Below are 20,431 nucleotides of genomic sequence, written 5' to 3' on the forward strand. Positions count from 1 at the left end.
TTTAGGTTATTCTTTGAATAGACAAGCAAAAGCACAAGAATTTAGTGATCGCATAGTAACAAGAAATTGCCATTATGACGGGGGGACGAGCTAGTTTTTATATTGCTGTCAAAAGATACGGGGTTAAATCATTTAAAAGGAAAATATCATGCTTGAGAACCAGAATGCAGGCTATGCCTTTGGCATGAGTGGTGGTGTCGATACTTCAACTTTTGGCACAAATCCGCTCCCAGATGTCTTTGGTATTGTTAAGGCAAAACTCCAACAAGCTGCTAGCAATCCCGATTTGTTTTCCCAAGTTTTTGGGGATAAGGCAAATACATCTGAACTGCAATCTGTAATCAAGCAATGGGCGATCGGTGATTTTAGTCAGTTGCCATCCGTACAAGTTATTTCTGCTGATATTACAAAGGGTGCGTTTGGACTATACGCTCATGATACTCAGACAGTTTATCTATCTGACATACTATTTCAATCTAATGCTGCGCCAACAAATTCATTATTCGGAGCAGTAGGTGTTCTAGTTGAAGAAACTTTTCATTGGTTGGATGATCGTGTTGGTACAGATACGCAAGGGGATGAAGGGGAACTTGGTCGGAATTTGTTGTTTAACTCTAATCTGAGTAGCGCTGAACTAACTCGCATTAAATCAGAGGATGATAGTGGGATTATTGTGCTGAATGGACAATCTCTCGCTATCGAAAAAAATGACACCCTAGCGACTGCAGACAACCTAGGAATTCTAAACTCAGTTTGTATAGGGAGAAGCGGTTGGGTGGGAACATATCGAGAATGGTGGGGTAATAACTGGGTTCCCAACGACTACTATCGGTTTCAGCTTACTAATCCTGCAATGCTTGATTTAAGGCTGATGAATTTAGAAAATGACGTTGACTTATATCTTCTAAATTCTAATGGCAATATTATTCAATCTTCAACAAATGGTGGAAGGTCTGAAGATAGTATTGCTCGGCAATTAGGTGTTGGTACTTACTATATTCAAGTTAAGCAATACACCCAAAACAGCGGCAATAGCAGATATGACTTGGCTATAAACTCAATCTTGGATTATGCAGGAAATGATAGAAGTTCTGCTCGTAACATTGGGACGCTAATCACTAGTGACACCAGCTATATTGACTCTGTGGGTAATGTAGACAAGGATGACTACTATGGTTTTTACCTTAATGGTACTCGCGACTTACGATTGAGTTTAACTGGATTGAGTGCTGATGCAGATGTACAGGTGTTGAATAGTGCTGGGACTGTTATTAGCGAGTCAAAACGGAGTGGTAATAGTTCAGAATCAATCAATCTAGATAATTTAGGGGCTGGCACTTACTATGCAAGGGTTTATCGTTACAGTGGCGATACTAACTATACTTTGCGTTTGAGAGCAGAGAATCGCTTCGACCAGTATATGGCTAATGTTCGTCAGATTTACTTAGATGTACTAAACCGAGATCCAGATTCAGGTGGTCAGCAGGGTTGGGCGAATGCAATGTTATCTGGATGGACTTACGCTCAAGTACGATCTGGTATTGCGAACAGTCAAGAATCTAGGAACAATGTCAATGCTGCTTACCTGAACGTGTTACTGCGTAATGCTGATGCGGGTGGATTACAGGGCTATGTGAATGCACTAGCTAATAATTCGACATTGCGGCAGGTATACGAAAGTATAGCTACAAGCAATGAAGCACGTTCTAATTTTTGGACGGCTCAGTATTACAACAATACCGATCGCAATGGCTCTGTTGTATTTGCCCAAAGTTTTGGACGCACCAATACAGGTTTTGATCGCAACTGGGGATACAGTTCACCTTCTGGTTGGGTAAGCTCTGACAATTTCTCGGCTCGTATTTTTGGACAAGTTTCTTTTGCCGCAGGGCTTCAAGAAATTCGTGTAGGGGCTGATGATGGTGTAAGAGTAAGAGTTAATGGTCAAACTATCATTGATCGTCTTGTCGATCAGGCTTTCACTACAAATACAGCAGTTTTCAATGCTGGTAATGGTGGCAATTTCAATGTTGAGATTGAGTACTATGAGCGTGGTGGTGCAGCAGCTTTAAGTTTCAGTACTATTCCCGTCATACCACCTGATTCTGCTGGAAACTCAGCAAGTACTGCTCGTAATCTTGGGACTTTATTTGATAATGGTCAGGGTCGATATAGTTTTACTGCTAATGATTTTATTGGTAGCGTCGATCCAAATGATTTCTATCGCTTCAGTTTGAGTAATAGAAATACTTTTAACCTGACACTGAACAATCTGAGTGCCGATGCTGATTTACAACTCATTTGGGATAGAAATGGGAATGGGGCTATTGATTCCTACGATGAGACATTTAGTTCAACTTCGGGTGGAACGAGTCAAGATTCAATTAGCAGAATTCTTGAGTCAGGTTCCTATTTTGTCAGAGTGTTTCAAGGTTTGGCTAGTGTAAACACTAGTTATGCTCTGAATTTTTTAGCTGACCTAAATTGGGGAACTATTTCAGGAATCAATGGATTTGGACAAACGCTTACTCATCAAATTGGACTTCAGCGAGTGAATGGTGCATCCACAGCAGTTAGCAGTTCTACAAAGACTTGGGTAGTTATTCATGGAATGGATGGAAATCCTAATGGAGGAGATATTAATCTTTTAGCTCGGGCAATAGACGGTTACGAGGATGGGGATCAGGTCTTTGCACTGGATTGGTCTAGTGCAGCTAAAAGCAATCAAGCAATCATTCCTTTGCCTGGGATTGGAGCGTCTTGGATTGAAGTTGCCTCCAAATGGGCAGCCGATAAACTGACTGCTTGGGGAATTAGCGGTTTAAAAATTAATCTCGCTGGTCATAGTTTGGGGGCTTACGCCAGCGCCGAGATTGCAAAGCGGATCTCAGGAGGTGTAAATTTCTTGATTGCATTTGATCCTGCTAAAGCACTTCCAGGTGGATATGCTTCAGAATCTATCAATTTTAGTGCCAATTCCCAATGGTCTTGGGCTTTTTACACAAGTTCTTTCGGTAATTCTGGTCGAGTTACAACTGCTGATGACTCTTTTACAATTGAGTTTAATGATGACATTAATCCAATTAACCCAGTTCAAAATCATGGCGCTGGCATGAATTTGTTCGCATCTATGTTAGGTCAAAATGATAGCGTTAGTTCTTTGTTCAAGTTAAATAGAATGGGACAAAGACCTTGGATGCTTGATCAGTTTGATGAGTTTGGAATTAGAGGAAATCCACTTGGAGGAAAATATGAAGGACGTATAGGAGCAAAATGGGTAAATGGTCGTTGGGTCTCACAGTATCTTCTTTACCGTCCTGCAAACGCACAATTTTTTGACCCAAATATTAAATTATGGGCTTAACTGCTGTTAGTTCGGTGGGGTGCTTTCATGAAATATAACGCAATCAAATCTTTTTCATATTTGTGCGTTACACTCCGCTAACACACACTACTGAACAAAAAATAACTGTTTGATTCGAGATTAGATGGTACTAGCCCTTCGAGTTTAAAACTTGAGGGGTGTTTTTTTGACTTGATAAATATCGCACTATAATCTAACTAACATTTCTCCTGTATTTCTATGACATTAACAGAGATCTTGCCATCACTACAAAAGCTATCCCACTTTGAAAAAGTTAAAGCCATCCAGTTTTTAGCCACAGAACTAACTAAAGACGAACAAACCTCAGCTATTCTTGAAGATGGAAAAACCTATGAAATTTGGTCGCCATACAACGCTTTCTCCGCAGAAAAAGTTTTGACTGATATGTTGCATCAGCCGATTCTCATTAAAGAAACGACAGGTAACGCAATTTTAATTTCTGAACAAGAATGGAACGAAATTCAAGAAACCCTCTATATTCAGTCTATTGCTGGGCTTACCGAGTCAATTCATCAGGAGGCAGCTACTCCTATTGAAGAATGTATTGATGTTGAGAATATCGAATGGTGATGTGGAAAGTAATTCTGACAAAACAAGCCAATAAAGATGCTAAAAAATTGACCGCCGCAGGATTAAAAGCTCAAACGGAAACATTACTAGCAATTTTAGCCGAAAATCCTTATCAGTCACCTTATGAGAAATTAAAAGGTGACTTATCTGGCTATTATTCCCGAAGAATCAACATTCAGCACCGCTTAATCTATCAAATTATCCCAGATGAAAGAATAGTTAAAGTTTTACGGATGTGGAGTCATTATGAATAGAGTTGTTCAACTAGATTCAATTCATGTTTTGCGCGATCACTGATTTGTGTGGTTGAAGGAGCAATCGTTGGTTTGTAGGAATGAGGGGCGATCGTTGTTTTTTGTGGTTGAAGTGGCGATCGCTGTTTGATGGAGGTGAGGGCGAGAGAAAAAAAATGCAAATACGTCGATCGCAATTTAGATGACCATTACCCAAAGCACTGTTGATCAAACAGAAATAAATTTTCAGAAAAGTCTGTATATAATCTCTATCAAAACGTTAGTTTAAGGAATTACTTCATGGCAAATAATGATATTGAGCGATCGCTACTAAGCAATCTCACAGCCTATGTAAAGAAATTTGAGACCCAGAATTCTCCTGAAGAACTCCTTGCGATCGCTAGTTCGATTTTGACATTTCAGCAGAAGCAAGGAATTATAGAGATCGCTAGCACTGAAGCCGAAGAATTAGTTCAACAGGTTGTCAATGGCTTTAATGCAAAGGCTGTTGCGGATTCTATCATTGACTCAACTACTGATACATTGATTCAGAATGTCAATCATTGGAAGTCAACTCTCGAAAGTCAAGTAATTCAAGTCTTAAGGGCCTATGTCCAGAAATTACCATCGGTGGAAATTGCTAACTTGCCCGATATGGTTTCATCCATTCTTCCGTTAGTAGAAGGTATGCAGATTCCTAAACTAGCATTTGACTCTTTAGTGCGACAGGTAGAATCAAAATTTAATGCTCAAGCTGCGATCGCCCAAATAATCGATCCTCAGGTAATGGCGATCGCTGACAAATTGATCGACTCACTAAAATTTAGCGATCTAGAAGATTTAGTAAAGACTTCTCTATTAGGCGATCAGCAATTATTCAACCATACGGTTGAGAATATCACCGAGTCTCTGGTGAATGTTCAGATTTCCAAAATTCTTGGCAGTAATGTCCTGCAAGTAAATATTGATGCCGATGCTCAACAACTAATGGTGAAGCAAGTAACTCTCAAGCTCAATATCATGCAATCGTCTTCCCCTGCTCCTTCAAAAAGTGCTGAAGAAATTTCTACGCAAATGGATTCAGAAATCGAAAGATTTAAAGCATCAAGAAAACTTGAGTAAAACCAAATTAAGAAATAGCATAGCTATTTCTTAATTTGGTTTTACTCAAAGCTAGGGAATTTATTGGGTTTTGGGTAGATGTGGCGGGAAGCTCTGCATCACTAATGCTTGGGTGGAAAGAGAGTAGGCAAGTTTTGCTCAGGACAAAAATCAAAAAAGGATAGGCTTTGAGCCTATCCTTTTTTTGGTAATTTTTTAACGGAGAGAGAGGGATTCGAACCCTCGTTAAAGTTTCCCCTAAACAGCATTTCCAGTGCTGCGCCTTCAACCACTCGGCCATCTCTCCTCGCTTAACCCTAACTAAAACTTTGTTCAAGTTGCTCGTTTTGTTTCGCGGAATCTAATCATACCAAAGCTTGGTACATATGCAAGCGTTAAAACTATAAAAAAATTTATTTTTTATAGTTTTAACGCTTGCACAGAAAGGGCGGCACTTTGGGATGCTCCTTCTAAGTAGCGAGGCATAATTAATTACAAACCAAAACCCGTAAAGTTGCGCCCCTACAGAGGCGAAACTTTACGGGTTTTGGTAATTTATTTTGCTCAAGCACCCATGATGATGAAATATTTAGGCTGCGTGTTGACGATACCAAGCGATCGTTTGATTTAAGCCATCACGGAAACTCACTTTGGCTGTAAATCCAAAGGCTTGTTTAGCTTTTTCGACATCTAGACAACGGCGCGGTTGTCCATTGGGCTTATCAGCTTCCCACAGGATTTCGCCTTCATAACCCATCAAATCGCAGATTAAATGAATTAGGTCTTTGATCGAAATTTCGGAGCCAGTGCCAATATTGATCGGTTCCGAATCATTGTATTTGGCTGATGCCATGACAATGCCCCTTGCCGCATCTTCTGAATAGACAAACTCTCTAGTCGGTGTCCCGTCACCCCACACAGAAATAGTGCGATCGCCCCGTAGTTGAGCTTCGTGAACTTTGCGAATCAGCGCAGGAATGACATGGGAGCTACGCGGATCGAAATTGTCTTCTGGTCCATATAAATTTACAGGCAAAAGATAAACGCCATTAAATCCGTATTGCTGACGGTAGGACTGCAACTGCACCAGTAAAGCTTTTTTCGCCACACCATAGGGAGCGTTAGTAACTTCAGGGTAGCCATTCCAAATATCTTCCTCTTTAAATGGCACAGGCGTAAAGTTAGGGTAAGCGCAAATTGTGCCAACACAAACAAATTTCTTGACCCCAGCTTGATAGGCGGCATGAATTAACTGTACGCCCATCATCAAATTGTCGTAAAACAACTCAGCAGGTTTTTCGCGATTTAGCCCAATGCCACCTACATGGGCGGCGAGGTGAATAATTAAATCCTGTCCCTGTACGACTTGCTCACAATTGCTAAGCGATCGCAAATCATGGTCTTTAGAGCGGGGTACGGTAATCAAATCGGGATTAGCGCCTGCGGCAACTAATTGAGCAATTACCTGCTTACCCAAAAAGCCAGCACCACCAGTTACTAAAATTTTTTGATTTTTAAATTGCTCTTGGGTTTGTAAGATCGCTTGTGTTGAGGTCTGGCTATTTAGCATAGAAATTTTTTACGTGAGTTTAAACCCAGTTCAAAACCTGCTAAGCAGATTTTGAACTACCAATTTGAATTACCAATTTGAAGCTTGATGAGCGCTTCTTAAGGTAGCAATGTCCTGAGATTCGGTTCCTCGGGGATTAGGTAGCCCCAAGGCATGAAGATCTGCGTCAACCATGAGTTCCACCAAACCTTTAAAGGTAACTTTAGGTTCCCAGCCAAGTTTTTGCTTAGCCTTAGTGCAGTCGCCTAATAGTAAATCTACCTCCGCAGGACGGAAATAGCGGGGATCGATCTCTACATAATCTTCCCACTTAAGATTTACATAGGCAAAAGCTTCTTCAAGAAATTCTCGTACCGAGTGAGTTTCTCCTGTGGAAATTACATAGTCGTCTGGTTCAGACTGTTGCAACATTAGCCACATCGCCTCGACGTAATCCTTGGCATAGCCCCAGTCACGCTTGGAGTCAAGATTACCTAGATACAACTTTTTCTGCTGTCCAGCCACAATGCGAGCGATCGCTCGCGTAATCTTTCTAGTTACAAAGGTTTCACCACGACGAGGGGACTCATGGTTAAACAAAATGCCATTGCAAGCAAATAAGCCGTAGGATTCGCGATAGTTGATCGTTTGCCAGTGAGCGTAGACTTTAGCGCAGGCATAAGGACTGCGTGGATAAAAAGGTGTGGATTCACTTTGAGGCACAGCTTGGACAAGTCCATACATTTCTGAAGAACCTGCCTGATAAAAACGAATATCGCCTCCATTCCTCTGCTGATAATCGCGCAGGGCTTCTAATAGACGTAAAGTACCCATGCCCACAGCATCCACTGTATATTCGGGTGAGTCAAAGCTAACTCTTACATGGGACTGAGCGCCGAGATTAAATACTTCATGAGGCTGAACTGCTTCTAAAATGCGTCCTAGGGTTGTCCCGTCGGTAAGATCGCCGTAGTGGAGAAACAATTTTGTTTCTGGTAAATGGGGATCTTGATACATATGATCGAGGCGATCAGTATTAATCGTTGATGTGCGGCGAATAATTCCATGCACTTCATATCCTTTTGAGAGTAGAAGCTCCGATAGATACGATCCATCCTGACCCGTAATGCCTGTGATTAAGGCGCGTTTAGATTTACTCATGAAGTATGGTGTAAAGACTCAACAAAAGTTTACTCGTTAGCATACCCAATAAACTCTAAAACTTATAAAGATTGATTGTATAGCTGTTGCCATTTTTGTTAGGACACAAAACCAGAAGACGAGTTGCGGCGCGAAGCGCCGCAACTCGCTTCTTGGGTTTTGATTTGCCCTAATGCAAGTGACCATAGCTATAATCATAGCCATAAGGTTTAACTCTGTTATGAAGCCAAGCTGAAAGTGCCGCGAAGCGGCACTTTCAGCTTGGCTTCATAACGATGTAGGTTTTGCTAAGGATTTACCTGCAATCAACATTTTCTCAAATTCGTTTGAGGGGAGAGGCGGACTAAAGAAATAACCTTGCATTTGATCGCAGCCATGTTCTTTTAAAAACTGAACTTGTTCCTCTGTCTCTACACCTTCGGCAACAACTTGTAGCGATAGACTATGGGCAAGATCAATAATTGCTAAGGAAATAGTTGCATCATGGCGATCGGTGGTGATGTCCTGAATAAAGCAGCGATCGATTTTGAGGGCATTGACAGGGAAATGCTTGAGATAACTTAAAGATGAATATCCTGTACCAAAATCATCGATCGCCACCTTAACCCCCATAGATTGCAACTGTGATAACACCTTAATTGTAAATTCGGCATTTTGCATGATGATGCTTTCCGTGAGTTCAATCTCTAAATCACTTGGTTCTATGCCCGTTTCTATCAAAATATTGCTAATAATCTCTATCAAGTTATTTTCAGGTCGAAAATGTTGTCCTGATAAATTAACTGCCACAAATCCGTAGTTTATTCCTAATTCTTTCCACGATCGCATCTGCTCGCAAACTGATGACAACATTAGTTCACTAAGGCGTAAAATTAAGCCCGTCTGTTCAGCTACAGGAATAAATTTGCTAGGCATAATGATTCCTAACTCAGGATGCTGCCATCTTGCTAAAGCTTCGGCTCCGATAATTTGCCCTGTTTGAAGATTTACTAAAGGCTGATAAAAAACTCGAAATTCTTGGCGATCGATCGCACGGTGTAAGCTATTAGCCAAAGCCATATACTCCGACGACTGCACATTGAGATCAGAGCTAAATAACTTATAGCTATTTCTACCATTAGCTTTTGCATAGTACATTGCTAATTCTGCATTTTTGATTAATCCATCTGCCTCCGCATGATCGTCGGGGAAAATTGTGATGCCGATACTGCTAGTAATAAATACTTCATGTCCATACAGGTTATAGGGACGGCTGAGGAGATCTAAGATCTTTTGAGTTGCTTGCTTAACACTTTGGGAATCTTTAATATCAGAAATAATCATCGCAAATTCATCTCCTTGAATTCGCGCCACCATGTCGCACGGCGCAGCGTAACGTCTAAGCCGTTCAGCGATCGCTTTAAATAATTGATCGCCAATATCAGTACCAAGAGTATTGTTAATGATATTGAAATTATCCATATCTAAAAAGAGTAGAGCTAAGGATTTGTTATTAATTTTGGCGTGAAGTACGGCTTGCGTCAGGGAGTCATGAAATAAGATGCGATTTGGTAACTGCGTCAGTCCGTCATGGTGAGATAGATATTCAAACCTAGCGCCCACAGCTTTGATTTCGTCATAGTAATGTTCTTTTACCGAATTATATTTTTGTAATCGCGATGAAATTGCTCCTAACAATTCTGCGGAAGTAAAGGGCTTAGTCAGATAGTCGTCTGCCCCCAATTGCATCGCCTGCCGCATATCGGCTTTTTCGGTCATCGCAGTTAGAAATATAAACGGAATCATCGAAGTCTTAGGCTCTTGCCGCAAAGTCACTAGAGTCCCGTAGCCGTCTAATTCGGGCATTGCAATGTCACAGATGATCAAATCGGGTACAAATGTTTTGGCAATCTGTACGCCAACAACTCCATTTTCCGCACCTAGTACATCAAACCCTTCGTAAGAGAGGGTTTCCATTATTTCCTCTCGTAAAGCTTCTACATCTTCGATGACTAGAATCGTTGTCATAATTACAATTAGACCTATGGACTAAAAATTTCCTAATATATTTACAATGCTTTGTGCTGCCATAAAAACGATTAAAGTTTTTAAAGATATCTTTTGCGGCACTTTTAAAAACTTTACCGTACTTTTTAGTTACTCCCTTCCGCGTGTAAATACCTAGTAGTGCGTGGAGGAGTAACACCCCCCCTAAGATTAACTGATTTGAGAGAGAGATTCACAAATCGGGCACTTTCTCAAATCAGTTAGGATTAATTTAGATTAATTGGCAATTTAACTTGGACAGTTGTGCCATTATTCTCAACGCTATTAACTTTAATTGTTCCTCCCATCATATCTATTGATTTTTTAATAATCGCCATTCCTAAACCTGTACCTGAAATCATGCCGACATTATGCGCTCGGTAAAAATGCTCAAATATTTTATCTTGATCTATCTGAGGAATACCAATACCCTGATCTTGAATTTTAACCAGTAACTTAGGAGTTAAATCACTAGTTAAAGAAACTGTAAGCTTGACCTCCCCTCCTTCAGGAGAATATTTAATTGCATTGGATAGTAAATTAGAAATAATTTGCTTAAAAAACTTAGTGTCAATGACCAAATGGGGAGGAGCATTAATATTCTTAAATATAACCTGATGATGATTGCTAGCCAATAGCTTTGCTTGTTCAATTATTTCTAAACAAAAATCATCTAAGTTAATATCTTCTGGTTGTAACTCAAATTTACCTGATTCAGTTTTACCAATTACTAGAACTTCTTCTAAGAGACTAGTCATTCCTTTGACTTCGCGTTGAATTTTATCAATTCTTTCTAGTTTTTTGTCTTCGGACATCTTGTGACCATAGTTACGCAGTAGATCACTAGCTGTCTGAATAGTCGCAAGCGGTGTCCGAAATTCATGGGAAGCTCTAGAGATAAACTGAGACTTAAGCTCATTGAGTTCTTTTTCTTTTAATAAGGCTCCTTCTAGTTGACTTAGACTCTGCTCTAATTGTTGAGTGCGATCGGCAACTTGACGCTCTAAATTTTTATTAAGATCCTGCACTCTCTCAAATAACTGTACTTGCTGAATAGCGATCGCCACATGATTTGCCAATTGCCTTAGTAAATCAATTTCAAAATCTTCCCAATTCCGAGGTGCGTAACATTGGTGAGCAATTAATAATCCCCATAAAGTATCTCCAAAAGAAATAGCTACAACTATATTGGCTTTTACATTAAATAGTTGCAGAAGTTCTTTATAGCAATCACCTAAATTTGATAATTCAACATCATTAATACTAGAAATAGGGTTGCTTTGATATTGTAGTATATTTTCTTTGTTAAAGCAGGGGTCATTAATTGTACTGCCAATGACTGATAGAGATGGATGGTTAACAGCCTCTACCACAAATTTTCCAGTCCAATCATCTTGAAATTTATAAATTACAACTCGATCAATTCGCAATAATTCTTGGGCTTCTTTAACGGTAATTGATAGAATTTGATCGAGATTTAGCTCTCGCTGTATTTTGAGTAAGATGACATTTAATAAACGTTCACGTTCACTTTGATAGCGTAATTGAGTCTCCACTTTCTTGCGTTCAGTAATGTCATAGTAACTACTCAAATACATGCGTTTGCCTTTATAGGTCATAATTCTTGTAGAAACTAAAACATCTTTAAAGTTTCCATCTTTATGACGTATTCTCGTTTCAATGGTCATGGCTTGACCAGTTTCTTGTAGATGTTGTAATCTCTGTAAAGCTTTATAATGCTCGTTAGGATCGGGATACAAAAAGTTAGTAAAGTCCTTACTATCATTAGCTTCAAAAATGGTATATCCCGTTAGATTTTCCATCCCATCATTGAAAATCGAAAAATAGCCTGAGTCATCGCTGAAGGTAATTCCTTCTTTAATGGAAGTAAGGACGGTACGCAGGCGTTCTTCGCTTTCGAGTAGTCTTTGGGTAGACTTTACTTGCTCAGTAATATCGGTTTGAATGCCAATATAGTTAGTTAGTTCACCGTGATCATTAAATACTGGCGCAATATAAAGATCGTTCCAAAAAGGTGTGCCATCTTTGCGATAGTTAAGTAAGACGGCATGACATTCGCGTTGTTCTTGAATGGCTTGATGCAAGTCTAAAATGCCAATTTGGCTCCGATCGCCACCTTGTAAAAAACGGCAATCTCGTCCAATTACCTCGGAAGCATTATAGCCCGTAATCCTTTCAAAGCTAGAATTGACATAGATCATGGGGTTATTCGGCTTAGTGGCATCAGTGATCACAATGCCATTGGAACTGGCCGCGATCGCCCGTTCGCGTAATTTGAGTGATTCCTCTACCCGATTGCGCTCGGAGACATCTCGTAAGGAGGCAACAACATAAACCATGCGATCGTCATCAATAGTTTCAGATACGCGCATTTCTGCGGAAGTGGTTTTACCGCGATTAAGAATATGTACATCCGTACTTTCGCCGACAACGATAGGCAAGCCAAATATTTCCCCAATCATATCTTCGGTTTTACAACCAAATAATTCTTCCGCCGATTCATTGATATAGCGGACAATTCCTTCGCGATCGACTACTACCAAAGCATCAGAAGAAGCATTAATTAAATGACTAAACTTAGGATCACTTAATGGAAGTGCTTGAAGTTTTTTGTGGTCTTTATTATTGGCAATAATATTTTGACAAGTTCCAACAATTTTAGGTAGATCATTTTCAATTTTAAGAGCTAAAGAAATCAACAAACAGGTGTCAGGATCGCTGTGGCTGAAAGTAAACTCAATAATTTTCTGCGATCGCAAACATTTTTTGCAGTTTATGTTTAATAAATTAACCAAATCTATAGGCAAGCATTCAGATATTTCTTTGCCTATAAGATCGGAGCTTTTAATATTAACATTTTCCTCAAGTAAAAAATTAATGAAAGCATTATTTAAATCAGCAAATTCTAATAGTAAATCTTGTTCATTAGCAAGATTTATATTCACCAAATTTGTATTTGGTGTAACTACCAAAACAAAAATTCCGCATTGAATATGATCTAGAATATTTTGCATAATCGCTCAATTCCCTAATAAATATTGCGGCTAAAACATATCTGTAGCGATCTTACTTTATCTACAATCAATTAATAATTTTGATACATTGCTTAACTTGATATAGCAATCCTATTTCATTTGTGAGAAAGACAAGGCGCTTAAGCCCCTTGTTATAAGTTTCTGTTTCCAAGACTCATTTAGGATTGCTATAGCAATCCTAAATGAGTCTTGGAAAATTAAATAATTTTTTGAGGTTGCGCTATTTTGGATTTGGGGCGCAAGCTATAGTTATTCAGTATTGTCAATTAACCATAATATTGTCGTTTTTTATGTCTATTAAACTATCCGTTCCTTCCATTGGTTGTGCTAGCTGCATTGAGACTATCACCAAGGCGATCCAAGCTGTTGATACTCAAGCTACGATTTCAGGTGATTCTGCAACTAAGTCTCTAGAAATTGATAGTCAGTTGTCGGAAGCAAAGATCCGCGAACTAATAGTTGTTGCTGGTCATCAAGTTGCTTAGTATTCAGACAATCAATAATACCAAAGCACAAAATGGCTACGCCATTTTGTGCTTTTAAAACCCTTACTGGATTTGGTTTTTAATTCAAAAAAGACATAGTGTTGCTTTGCGGTACTACTCTTTGGTCATAGATTAAAAGTCATGGCTAGCAGCATTGAAATCCCCAGATTTACCGCCACTCTTATGTAATAACCTTGCATTGGAAATGATCATCGTCTTTTCCAGAGATTTAGCCATATCGTAAATGGTTAAAGCAGCGATCGTTGCTGCTGTAAGAGCCTCCATTTCTACACCCGTTTCTGCTTTGGACTTAACTTCAGCTTCGATCTGATATCCAGGAATATTTTCATCTAAAATAATCTTGACATCAACACTAGTTAAATTTAAGGGATGACACATCGGGATCAGGTTGGGCGTTTGCTTAGCCGCCATGATGCCCGCTAGCCTTGCTGTTCCTAAAACATCCCCCTTAGGCAAGTCGCCTGCTTGAATGGCATCTAAGGTTGTGGTTTTCATGGATATTTCGCATACAGCGATCGCCCTTCGCACAGTTTGCGGTTTATGAGTCACATCCACCATTTGAGCATTACCACTTTGATCAAGATGAGCGAGCGACTGAAGAGAATCCGTATCCATAAAAGCTTTGCCGAAATTAGCACGATAAAATTAAAAACAAAAATCAAAATTATTCATAGAAGAGTTTCGTCACTGTTAAGTAGCTACCGTCAAGATTTAGATAGTTATAGCAGTGGCTACAAACTCTTCCCTAGTACAAAAGTCTACCCGAATATATGACTGAGACTGTAAAGATCGATATTTATGCCAATAATCTTGTTGCCACTCAAGCGATCGCCACCCAACTAGCCCAATTAGTTTCCGCAGGGACAATTATTTTACTCGAAGGAAATCTGGGCAGTGGGAAAACTACTTTTATACAAGCCTTTGGCAAATCTCTTGGCATTCACACAACGATCGCCAGCCCTACCTTTACCCTAATTGATGAGTACACCGAAGGGCGTTTACCCCTCTATCACATCGATCTCTATCGTCTCGAGCGATCGCAAGTAGCCAGTCTCCATCTTGAAGAATATTGGCGAGGTGAGGATTTTCCGTTGGGTGTAGTAGCGATCGAATGGGCAAGCAAATTATCCAATCTTCCCCCTGAATATCTCAACATCAACCTTGCTGTTGTCGAGGAATCTCTAGCTCCTCAGCAAATCCAAACGCCTCTTACCGAAATATCTCCCCAACATCAGCTAGCAATCCCAAGTCTTTCTGATCTTGAAGGGGAGGGGGACTTAGATCAAGACTTGGCAGAAGATTTTCCCGAAACTCGACTCATCGAGTTAATTGCTCATGGTGAAACTTACATAAAACTTCTTGAGTGCTTTAAATTCTCGCAATAATCGCGGCGCATTGCGCCGCGATCATCCTTTAACTATCAACATCTTGAGATTTTACATCGTCACTTTTCCCCTTTACTTCATCTTGAAACCCACGCAAAGCCTGTCCCACGCTTCGACCAATTTCAGGGATTCGCTTTGCCCCAAAAATTGCCACACCAACCAACGAAATTACAATTACCTCTGGCCAACCAATTCCAAACATATCGCTTACTTCTCCTCAATCAAAAGCATCTGCTATTCTTTTATTCTCTACGCAAATGACAAATAAGCGCTAAAAACTAATGGACTCAACCATTACTTGGACACTTGGCAGCACCGATCCTGATGCTGAGACAAATCTTGCCCGCATCGCCCAGTGGTGGGCAGCCCTTGCGGGACAAGAAATCATTTGGCAACAACGTCCTATTACTGAAAATACAGATCGAGCAGCGATCGATTGGAGCAAAGAGTCCCTAGACGAGACTTTTACTATCCAATCACCATCATTGCGAGGTATCACGCTCTATTGGTATAAACCTAATAGCCCAGACGAGCGTAATATTTCCGTCGGCTATCTCCAACTCGATCTATTCAACCAACAGTTAAATGTTTTGCCATCTTCGGGCAAAAGCTATCAACTTCGTATTACCCTTCCCAAGATCGTTTACCAAAAAATTCAGCTTGGCGATCCCCAATTTGGTAGTCTCATCCAATCTAATGGCGATACAGTTCTTCTATTCAGGGATGAAAAACAACGTCTAGAAATTCAGATCGATCTCAGTTCTGCCAACGCTACTTTACTCAAACAAAAGCTGTCCTATCTTTAAACGCTTTTCTGCCAAAAGCCTGAAGACAGCTACAGTGCTTTGCGCTTTCTGAAAACCTAGATAAATTTCCAAAAAGCTGATGAAGTCAGCTTTTTGGAAATTTATATGTAAGTAATTAGGCATAATTAAATATAAAACCCAAATAAGCGGATTCGCCCGCGAAGCGGGCGAATCCGCTTATTTGGGTTCTTGGTTTTATTAAGCCGAGGTACTTAATACCTAATGTCAATTCACAAAAGTGTGACAAAACTTTTGCGAACTTGTAAGTAGCTAGGCATAATTAAAAACTAAGAACCAAAACCTGTGGCGCACGCGCAGCGTGCGCCACAGGTTTTAGGATTTTATATTTAATTTCGCCTAGCTACTTATTACCTAATTTTCTGGTTATTAATATTAGTGAAGTATGGAATGTTTTAATAAAATCCCCACGGTTCTTTGCCCTATGATTTGTTCATAATTTGGCACATAAAATTGATGCAAGGGTAAATCTATGACACTTCAAGAACTCCCACCTCCGATTAGCCCCCGTCAGATGGATATGCTTCGCGCTGTAGCAGCTATGGCTTGGGCAGATGGCACGCTAGAACCTGATGAAATTCGCGTTATGCTCGATGAATTTGCAGTACTATTTGCAAAGTCTGAATCTGAGCATGATTCTCTCAAAAGTCGTCTTAGAGACTACTTAGGACAAAATATTCCTCTCGAGGAAGTCGTCCCCCACATCAAAAGTATTGAAGATCGCAAGATGACTCTTCGACTTGGCTACCAAGTAATCCAATCTAGTCGTCGCAATCCCGATGAACCCATGATCAACCTTGATGAAGCTGCCGCATACCAAAGATTAGTAAGAATTTTAGATTTGCCCTCCGATGTGGTTGCTGATATCGAAGCCTCTATTGTTCCCCCCGATGAATTTCAAACCAATGGTATTATCAAATCTCTTGCTTTCAGGCTACATAAATTGCTAAATAATTGAATTGCTTAAAGAATTGCTTAATATATCTATAACAAAACTCCATAGAGAATTACGATGCGAAGAACCGCAATTCTCTATGGGCTTTAGTAGTTACAGTTATAGTTAAGCCGAAATTAATTATTGGGATCTTTAAAACTCCTAACAAAATTCCTAAGTCTTTGTGCTGAGGAGCAATACCGATCGCCACAAACTCAGATAAAGTGTTTACTTACATTAAAATTTTACAGCGAAGTTTTTAGGGGCTAAGAGCGGCTACTATGCGCGACGGAACTGATCTTCAGCAAAAAATTATGTCTGCCCCATTTTTTATGGGGTTGCCTGATGAGGCAGTAGTTAGAGCAACTGCCCATATGGTCACACGCACCCATCCAGCCGATCAAGTAATTTTGTTGGAAAATGACTGGGGAAACTCAGTGTATTTCATATTAAGTGGCTGGGCTAAAATCCGCACCTATAACCTTGATGGCAAAGAAATCACCTTAAATATTTTGGGCTTTGGTGAGATGTTCGGTGAAATGGCTCCCCTCGATCAAGTTCCTCGCTCAACGGATGTGATCACCTTAACACCTACAACCATTGGTAGCCTTCCTGCTTCTGACTTTGTCCATCTTATCGAGACAGAGCCAGCTGCAGGCATCCATTTAGCAAGACTTATGGCGAAACGCTTACGACAAGTCAATCGTCGCCTACGCTTGCGTGAAGCTGATAGTACTTCGCGAGTGGCTGATGTTTTGCTATTTTTGGCTGAAGGTCAAGGTACCAAGGGAAGTAATGGTGTAGAAATCCCCAATTTGCCCCATCGCGAGCTTAGTAGTCTCAGTGGACTAGCTAGAGAAACGGTCACTCGGGTATTAGGGAAGCTAGAACGAAAAAATTTAATTCAGCGTATTCCCGATCGCGATGTGTTGTGTATTCTCAACTCCGAAGGGTTAGAGGCTTTGATGGTTTAAGTCGAGCGTAAATCAAGGGGGAACGCTTTGCGTAACCTCTTGATCTGATATGATGAGGCACGTTATTTGGTAGGTAAAAAGTATAAATGCTGAATCCAGTTGATTTCAGCGGTAGACCGTTTCATTTTGTGGGTATTGGTGGGATCGGCATGTCGGCGATCGCCTATATCTTAGCAAAGCAAGGCTTTACGGTTTCTGGCTCGGATCTTAGTAGCAATCGCATCACTCTCAAGCTGCAAGATCTTGGTGTAAAAGTTTTTCAAGGGCATCACAAAGACAATATCGATCTTGAGAATGCTCCCCAATTGGTTTGCTCTACCGCCATAAATCAACAAAATCCCGAATTTCAAGTTGCCCTAGCTAATGGACTGCCAATTCTGCATCGTTCCGATTTATTAGCCGCTTTAATTGAGCAGTTTCAAGGTATTTCCATTGCAGGAACCCATGGTAAAACCACAACTAGCAGCTTAGTAGGATATTTATTGCTCAAAGCAGGGGTTGATCCCAGCATTATCATTGGCGGAGAGGTGAGCGCTTGGCAGGGAAATGCAAGGCTTGGCAATGGTAAATATTTAGTAGCCGAAGCCGATGAGTCAGATGGGACTTTAGTGAAATTTTTGTCTCATATCGGTGTGATTACCAATATTGAACTAGATCACCCCGATCATTACCATAGCCTTGAACAGGTAGTTGAAATATTTCAGACCTTTGCGAAACGTTGTGAAGTTGTGATTGGCTGTCTTGACTGTCCCACAGTTAAATCTACAATTCATTCGGACATCACCTATAGCTTGGAAGATGCCACGGCTGACTACACAGTATCTGATGTGCGATATAACCCTAGCGATACCAAGGCGATCGTGATTGAGCGAGGTCAACCCTTGGGCGAAATTTCTTTAGGTTTACTAGGCAAACATAATTTGAGTAATGCTCTAGCCGCGATCGCTGTCGCTCGTTATGTGGGCGTGGAATGGCAGGCGATCTCTGAGGCTTTACCAGATTTTGTGGGCGCGAGCCGTCGCTTTGAGATTAAGGGCGTACAGGATGGGATTATTTTTGTCGATGACTATGCTCATCATCCCAGTGAAATTATTGCGACTTTGGCTTCAGCTAGACAGCAAAATACTAATAGCCGTGTAATTGCTATTTTTCAGCCCCATCGTTATAGCCGCACCACCAGATTCCTTACAGAGTTCAGTCAATCCTTTGGTGATGCCGATATGGTTGTGGTAACTGATATTTACGCTGCTAGTGAAACTAATGATGGCAAGATTAATGGCGAACAGGTGGCTGAAGCGATCGCCGCCATGCGTGACCAAGTTTATTATCAGCCGACCCTTAAGGATGTGCAGTCTTTTTTAGCAAGTCACCTTCAATCTGGAGATCTTGCCGTGTTTCTGGGCGCTGGTAATCTCAACCAAGCGATCGCGCCAACCATGCAGGAAATGGCAACAGCTATCCAAGTGTGAGATTCAAAACTCAAAACACAAGTAACAGTGCAAAGCACTGTTACTTGTGTTTTGAGTTTTATGTCCTGATAGATTCTATTCAAATCAAGTTTCTATGTCTCTAGATTCCCCTGAACAACTACAAATCCGCGATCGCGTATCCCTTGCACCACTAACCTCCATGAAAGTAGGTGGTGCTGCGGAATATTTTATTTCGCCACGCTCGGCTAGTGAATTAGCAGCTAGTCTTACATGGGCTAGTGATCGTCATTTACCAACCACAATCATTGGTGCAGGTAGCAATCTTTTAATTAGCGATGAAGGTTTAGAGGGGTTAGTAATCTGCACAAGACATCTTCGCGGTATTGATTTTAATGAGCAAACAGGTCAAGTTAAAGCCGCAGCAGGCGAACCCGTAGCTCGCTTAGCGATGCAAATTGCTACTCATGGTTGGTCAGGCTTTGAATGGGCGGTGGGTATACCCGGAACTGTCGGCGGCCTGGTAGTGATGAATGCAGGAGCGCAGGGAGGATGTGCGGCGGACTGTGTGGTCGAAGTCCAAACCGTAAACTTTATGGGGCAAACTCAACTAATTTATCCGCAAGATTTAAATTTTAGCTATCGTACCTCAGCATTGCAGAATTCTCAGTTACTAGTAACGGGCGCAACCTTAAATCTTCAAACTGGTGGTAATCCCGAGGCGATCGCCACCGATACGGAAGCAAAACTAAAAGCAAGACACTCTACCCAGCCTTATCATTTACCGAATTGTGGCAGTGTATTTCGCAATCCTTTGCCTCAATTTGCCGCAAAGTTAATTCAAGATGCTGGTTTAAAAGGCTATCAAATCGGCAAGGCACAAGTGTCTGAGCTACATGCTAACTTCATTGTCAATCTGGGCAATGCTAAAGCCAAAGATATTTTCAGTCTCATAGAACACATAAAAACTGTAATTAGCGATCGCTATGGGGTATTACTGGAAACCGAAGTCAAATTGATCGGTTATTTCTAAAGGATTAGGACTTGTCAGCGATCGCATTGAACTATAGATAGATTTAAGGTTTAACTATTTACATTCCTCAACACTTCAACTAATGTAATTAGTAAGCGAAAGCTTAATCATAATTTTCCATAATTCATTTATTTCCTTAAGGTTTATTCGCAATTATGACCACAGCAGTACAAAGACGCGAAAGCGCTTCGATCTGGGATCAGTTTTGCAACTGGATCACCAGCACCAACAACCGTCTATACATCGGATGGTTCGGCGTATTGATGAT

The 20,431-nt window shown here is 40.6% G+C and carries 17 protein-coding genes, 1 tRNA gene and 1 pseudogene; 12 read left to right on the top strand and 7 right to left on the bottom strand.

Annotation, left to right across the window (positions count from 1 at the left end; all coding sequences use genetic code 11):
- Positions 1-148 precede the first annotated feature (148 nt).
- From H6F42_RS17650 to H6F42_RS17665, 4 genes are all read left to right on the top strand, one after another.
- The gene (locus H6F42_RS17650; protein ID WP_190400692.1) at positions 149-3,364 is read left to right on the top strand and encodes a pre-peptidase C-terminal domain-containing protein; all 3,216 of its coding nucleotides are present in this window, start codon (positions 149-151) and stop codon (positions 3,362-3,364) included.
- A gap of 219 nt (positions 3,365-3,583) precedes the next feature.
- A complete protein-coding gene (locus H6F42_RS21685) occupies positions 3,584-3,955 on the top strand; it encodes a hypothetical protein (protein ID WP_199289139.1) in 372 nt (123 codons plus the stop codon).
- Entirely contained in the window at positions 3,955-4,209 is a 255-nt protein-coding gene (locus H6F42_RS17660) for a Txe/YoeB family addiction module toxin (protein ID WP_190400708.1), read from the top strand. The genes H6F42_RS21685 and H6F42_RS17660 overlap by 1 nt, the downstream gene beginning before the upstream one ends.
- Positions 4,210-4,488: 279 nt before the next feature.
- Positions 4,489-5,310, top strand: a complete 822-nt coding sequence (locus tag H6F42_RS17665) for a hypothetical protein (RefSeq protein ID WP_190400693.1) — start codon at positions 4,489-4,491, stop codon at positions 5,308-5,310.
- Between the two features lie 199 nt (positions 5,311-5,509).
- On the opposite strand, the gene H6F42_RS17670 is transcribed toward H6F42_RS17665, so the two are convergent.
- From H6F42_RS17670 to H6F42_RS17690, 5 genes are all read right to left on the bottom strand, one after another.
- Positions 5,510-5,596: transfer RNA gene (locus tag H6F42_RS17670), tRNA-Ser, on the bottom strand.
- 282 nt (positions 5,597-5,878) lie between these two features.
- On the bottom strand, positions 5,879-6,859 hold the full coding sequence (locus tag H6F42_RS17675) for a GDP-L-fucose synthase (protein ID WP_190400694.1): 981 nt from the start codon (positions 6,857-6,859) through the stop codon (positions 5,879-5,881).
- 69 nt (positions 6,860-6,928) lie between these two features.
- Positions 6,929-7,999 (bottom strand): GDP-mannose 4,6-dehydratase, encoded by a 1,071-nt coding sequence (gene gmd / locus H6F42_RS17680; RefSeq protein ID WP_190400695.1) that lies wholly within the window; start codon positions 7,997-7,999, stop codon positions 6,929-6,931.
- A gap of 267 nt (positions 8,000-8,266) precedes the next feature.
- The gene (locus tag H6F42_RS17685; protein ID WP_190400696.1) at positions 8,267-10,006 is read right to left on the bottom strand and encodes an EAL domain-containing protein; all 1,740 of its coding nucleotides are present in this window, start codon (positions 10,004-10,006) and stop codon (positions 8,267-8,269) included.
- 245 nt (positions 10,007-10,251) lie between these two features.
- Complete coding sequence (locus H6F42_RS17690) at positions 10,252-13,059, bottom strand: PAS domain S-box protein (RefSeq protein WP_190400697.1); 2,808 nt, start codon at positions 13,057-13,059, stop codon at positions 10,252-10,254.
- A gap of 311 nt (positions 13,060-13,370) precedes the next feature.
- Here H6F42_RS17690 and H6F42_RS17695 point away from each other — a divergent pair, with 311 nt between their 5' ends.
- A complete protein-coding gene (locus H6F42_RS17695; RefSeq protein WP_190400698.1) occupies positions 13,371-13,565 on the top strand; it encodes a heavy-metal-associated domain-containing protein in 195 nt (64 codons plus the stop codon).
- A gap of 132 nt (positions 13,566-13,697) precedes the next feature.
- On the opposite strand, the gene moaC is transcribed toward H6F42_RS17695, so the two are convergent.
- Positions 13,698-14,201 (bottom strand): cyclic pyranopterin monophosphate synthase MoaC, encoded by a 504-nt coding sequence (gene moaC / locus H6F42_RS17700; RefSeq protein WP_190400699.1) that lies wholly within the window; start codon positions 14,199-14,201, stop codon positions 13,698-13,700.
- A gap of 155 nt (positions 14,202-14,356) precedes the next feature.
- Between moaC and tsaE the strand changes: the two genes are divergently transcribed.
- Positions 14,357-14,971 (top strand): tRNA (adenosine(37)-N6)-threonylcarbamoyltransferase complex ATPase subunit type 1 TsaE, encoded by a 615-nt coding sequence (gene tsaE, locus H6F42_RS17705; protein WP_190400700.1) that lies wholly within the window; start codon positions 14,357-14,359, stop codon positions 14,969-14,971.
- Between the two features lie 28 nt (positions 14,972-14,999).
- Here the strand turns inward: tsaE and tatA are convergent, their stop codons facing one another.
- The gene (gene tatA, locus H6F42_RS17710; RefSeq protein WP_190400701.1) at positions 15,000-15,173 is read right to left on the bottom strand and encodes a twin-arginine translocase TatA/TatE family subunit; all 174 of its coding nucleotides are present in this window, start codon (positions 15,171-15,173) and stop codon (positions 15,000-15,002) included.
- A gap of 79 nt (positions 15,174-15,252) precedes the next feature.
- Here tatA and H6F42_RS17715 point away from each other — a divergent pair, with 79 nt between their 5' ends.
- From H6F42_RS17715 to H6F42_RS17740, 6 genes and pseudogenes are all read left to right on the top strand, one after another.
- Positions 15,253-15,777, top strand: a complete 525-nt coding sequence (locus H6F42_RS17715) for a hypothetical protein (RefSeq protein ID WP_190400702.1) — start codon at positions 15,253-15,255, stop codon at positions 15,775-15,777.
- 490 nt (positions 15,778-16,267) lie between these two features.
- A complete protein-coding gene (locus H6F42_RS17720; RefSeq protein WP_190400703.1) occupies positions 16,268-16,753 on the top strand; it encodes a TerB family tellurite resistance protein in 486 nt (161 codons plus the stop codon).
- Between the two features lie 257 nt (positions 16,754-17,010).
- Positions 17,011-17,703: a Crp/Fnr family transcriptional regulator gene (locus tag H6F42_RS17725; protein ID WP_190400704.1), complete on the top strand. Its 693-nt coding sequence runs from the start codon at positions 17,011-17,013 to the stop codon at positions 17,701-17,703.
- Positions 17,704-17,789: 86 nt separating this feature from the next.
- Complete coding sequence (murC, locus tag H6F42_RS17730) at positions 17,790-19,172, top strand: UDP-N-acetylmuramate--L-alanine ligase (RefSeq protein WP_190400705.1); 1,383 nt, start codon at positions 17,790-17,792, stop codon at positions 19,170-19,172.
- A gap of 94 nt (positions 19,173-19,266) precedes the next feature.
- Positions 19,267-20,163, top strand: coding sequence for a UDP-N-acetylmuramate dehydrogenase (gene murB, locus H6F42_RS17735; protein ID WP_190400706.1), 897 nt, complete (start codon positions 19,267-19,269; stop codon positions 20,161-20,163).
- Positions 20,164-20,318: 155 nt separating this feature from the next.
- Positions 20,319-20,431 (top strand): annotated as a pseudogene (locus H6F42_RS17740) (photosystem II q(b) protein); the annotation flags it as partial.

Origin of the sequence: Pseudanabaena sp. FACHB-1998, assembly GCF_014696355.1 — a bacterium.
GTDB lineage: Bacteria > Cyanobacteriota > Cyanobacteriia > Pseudanabaenales > Pseudanabaenaceae > Pseudanabaena.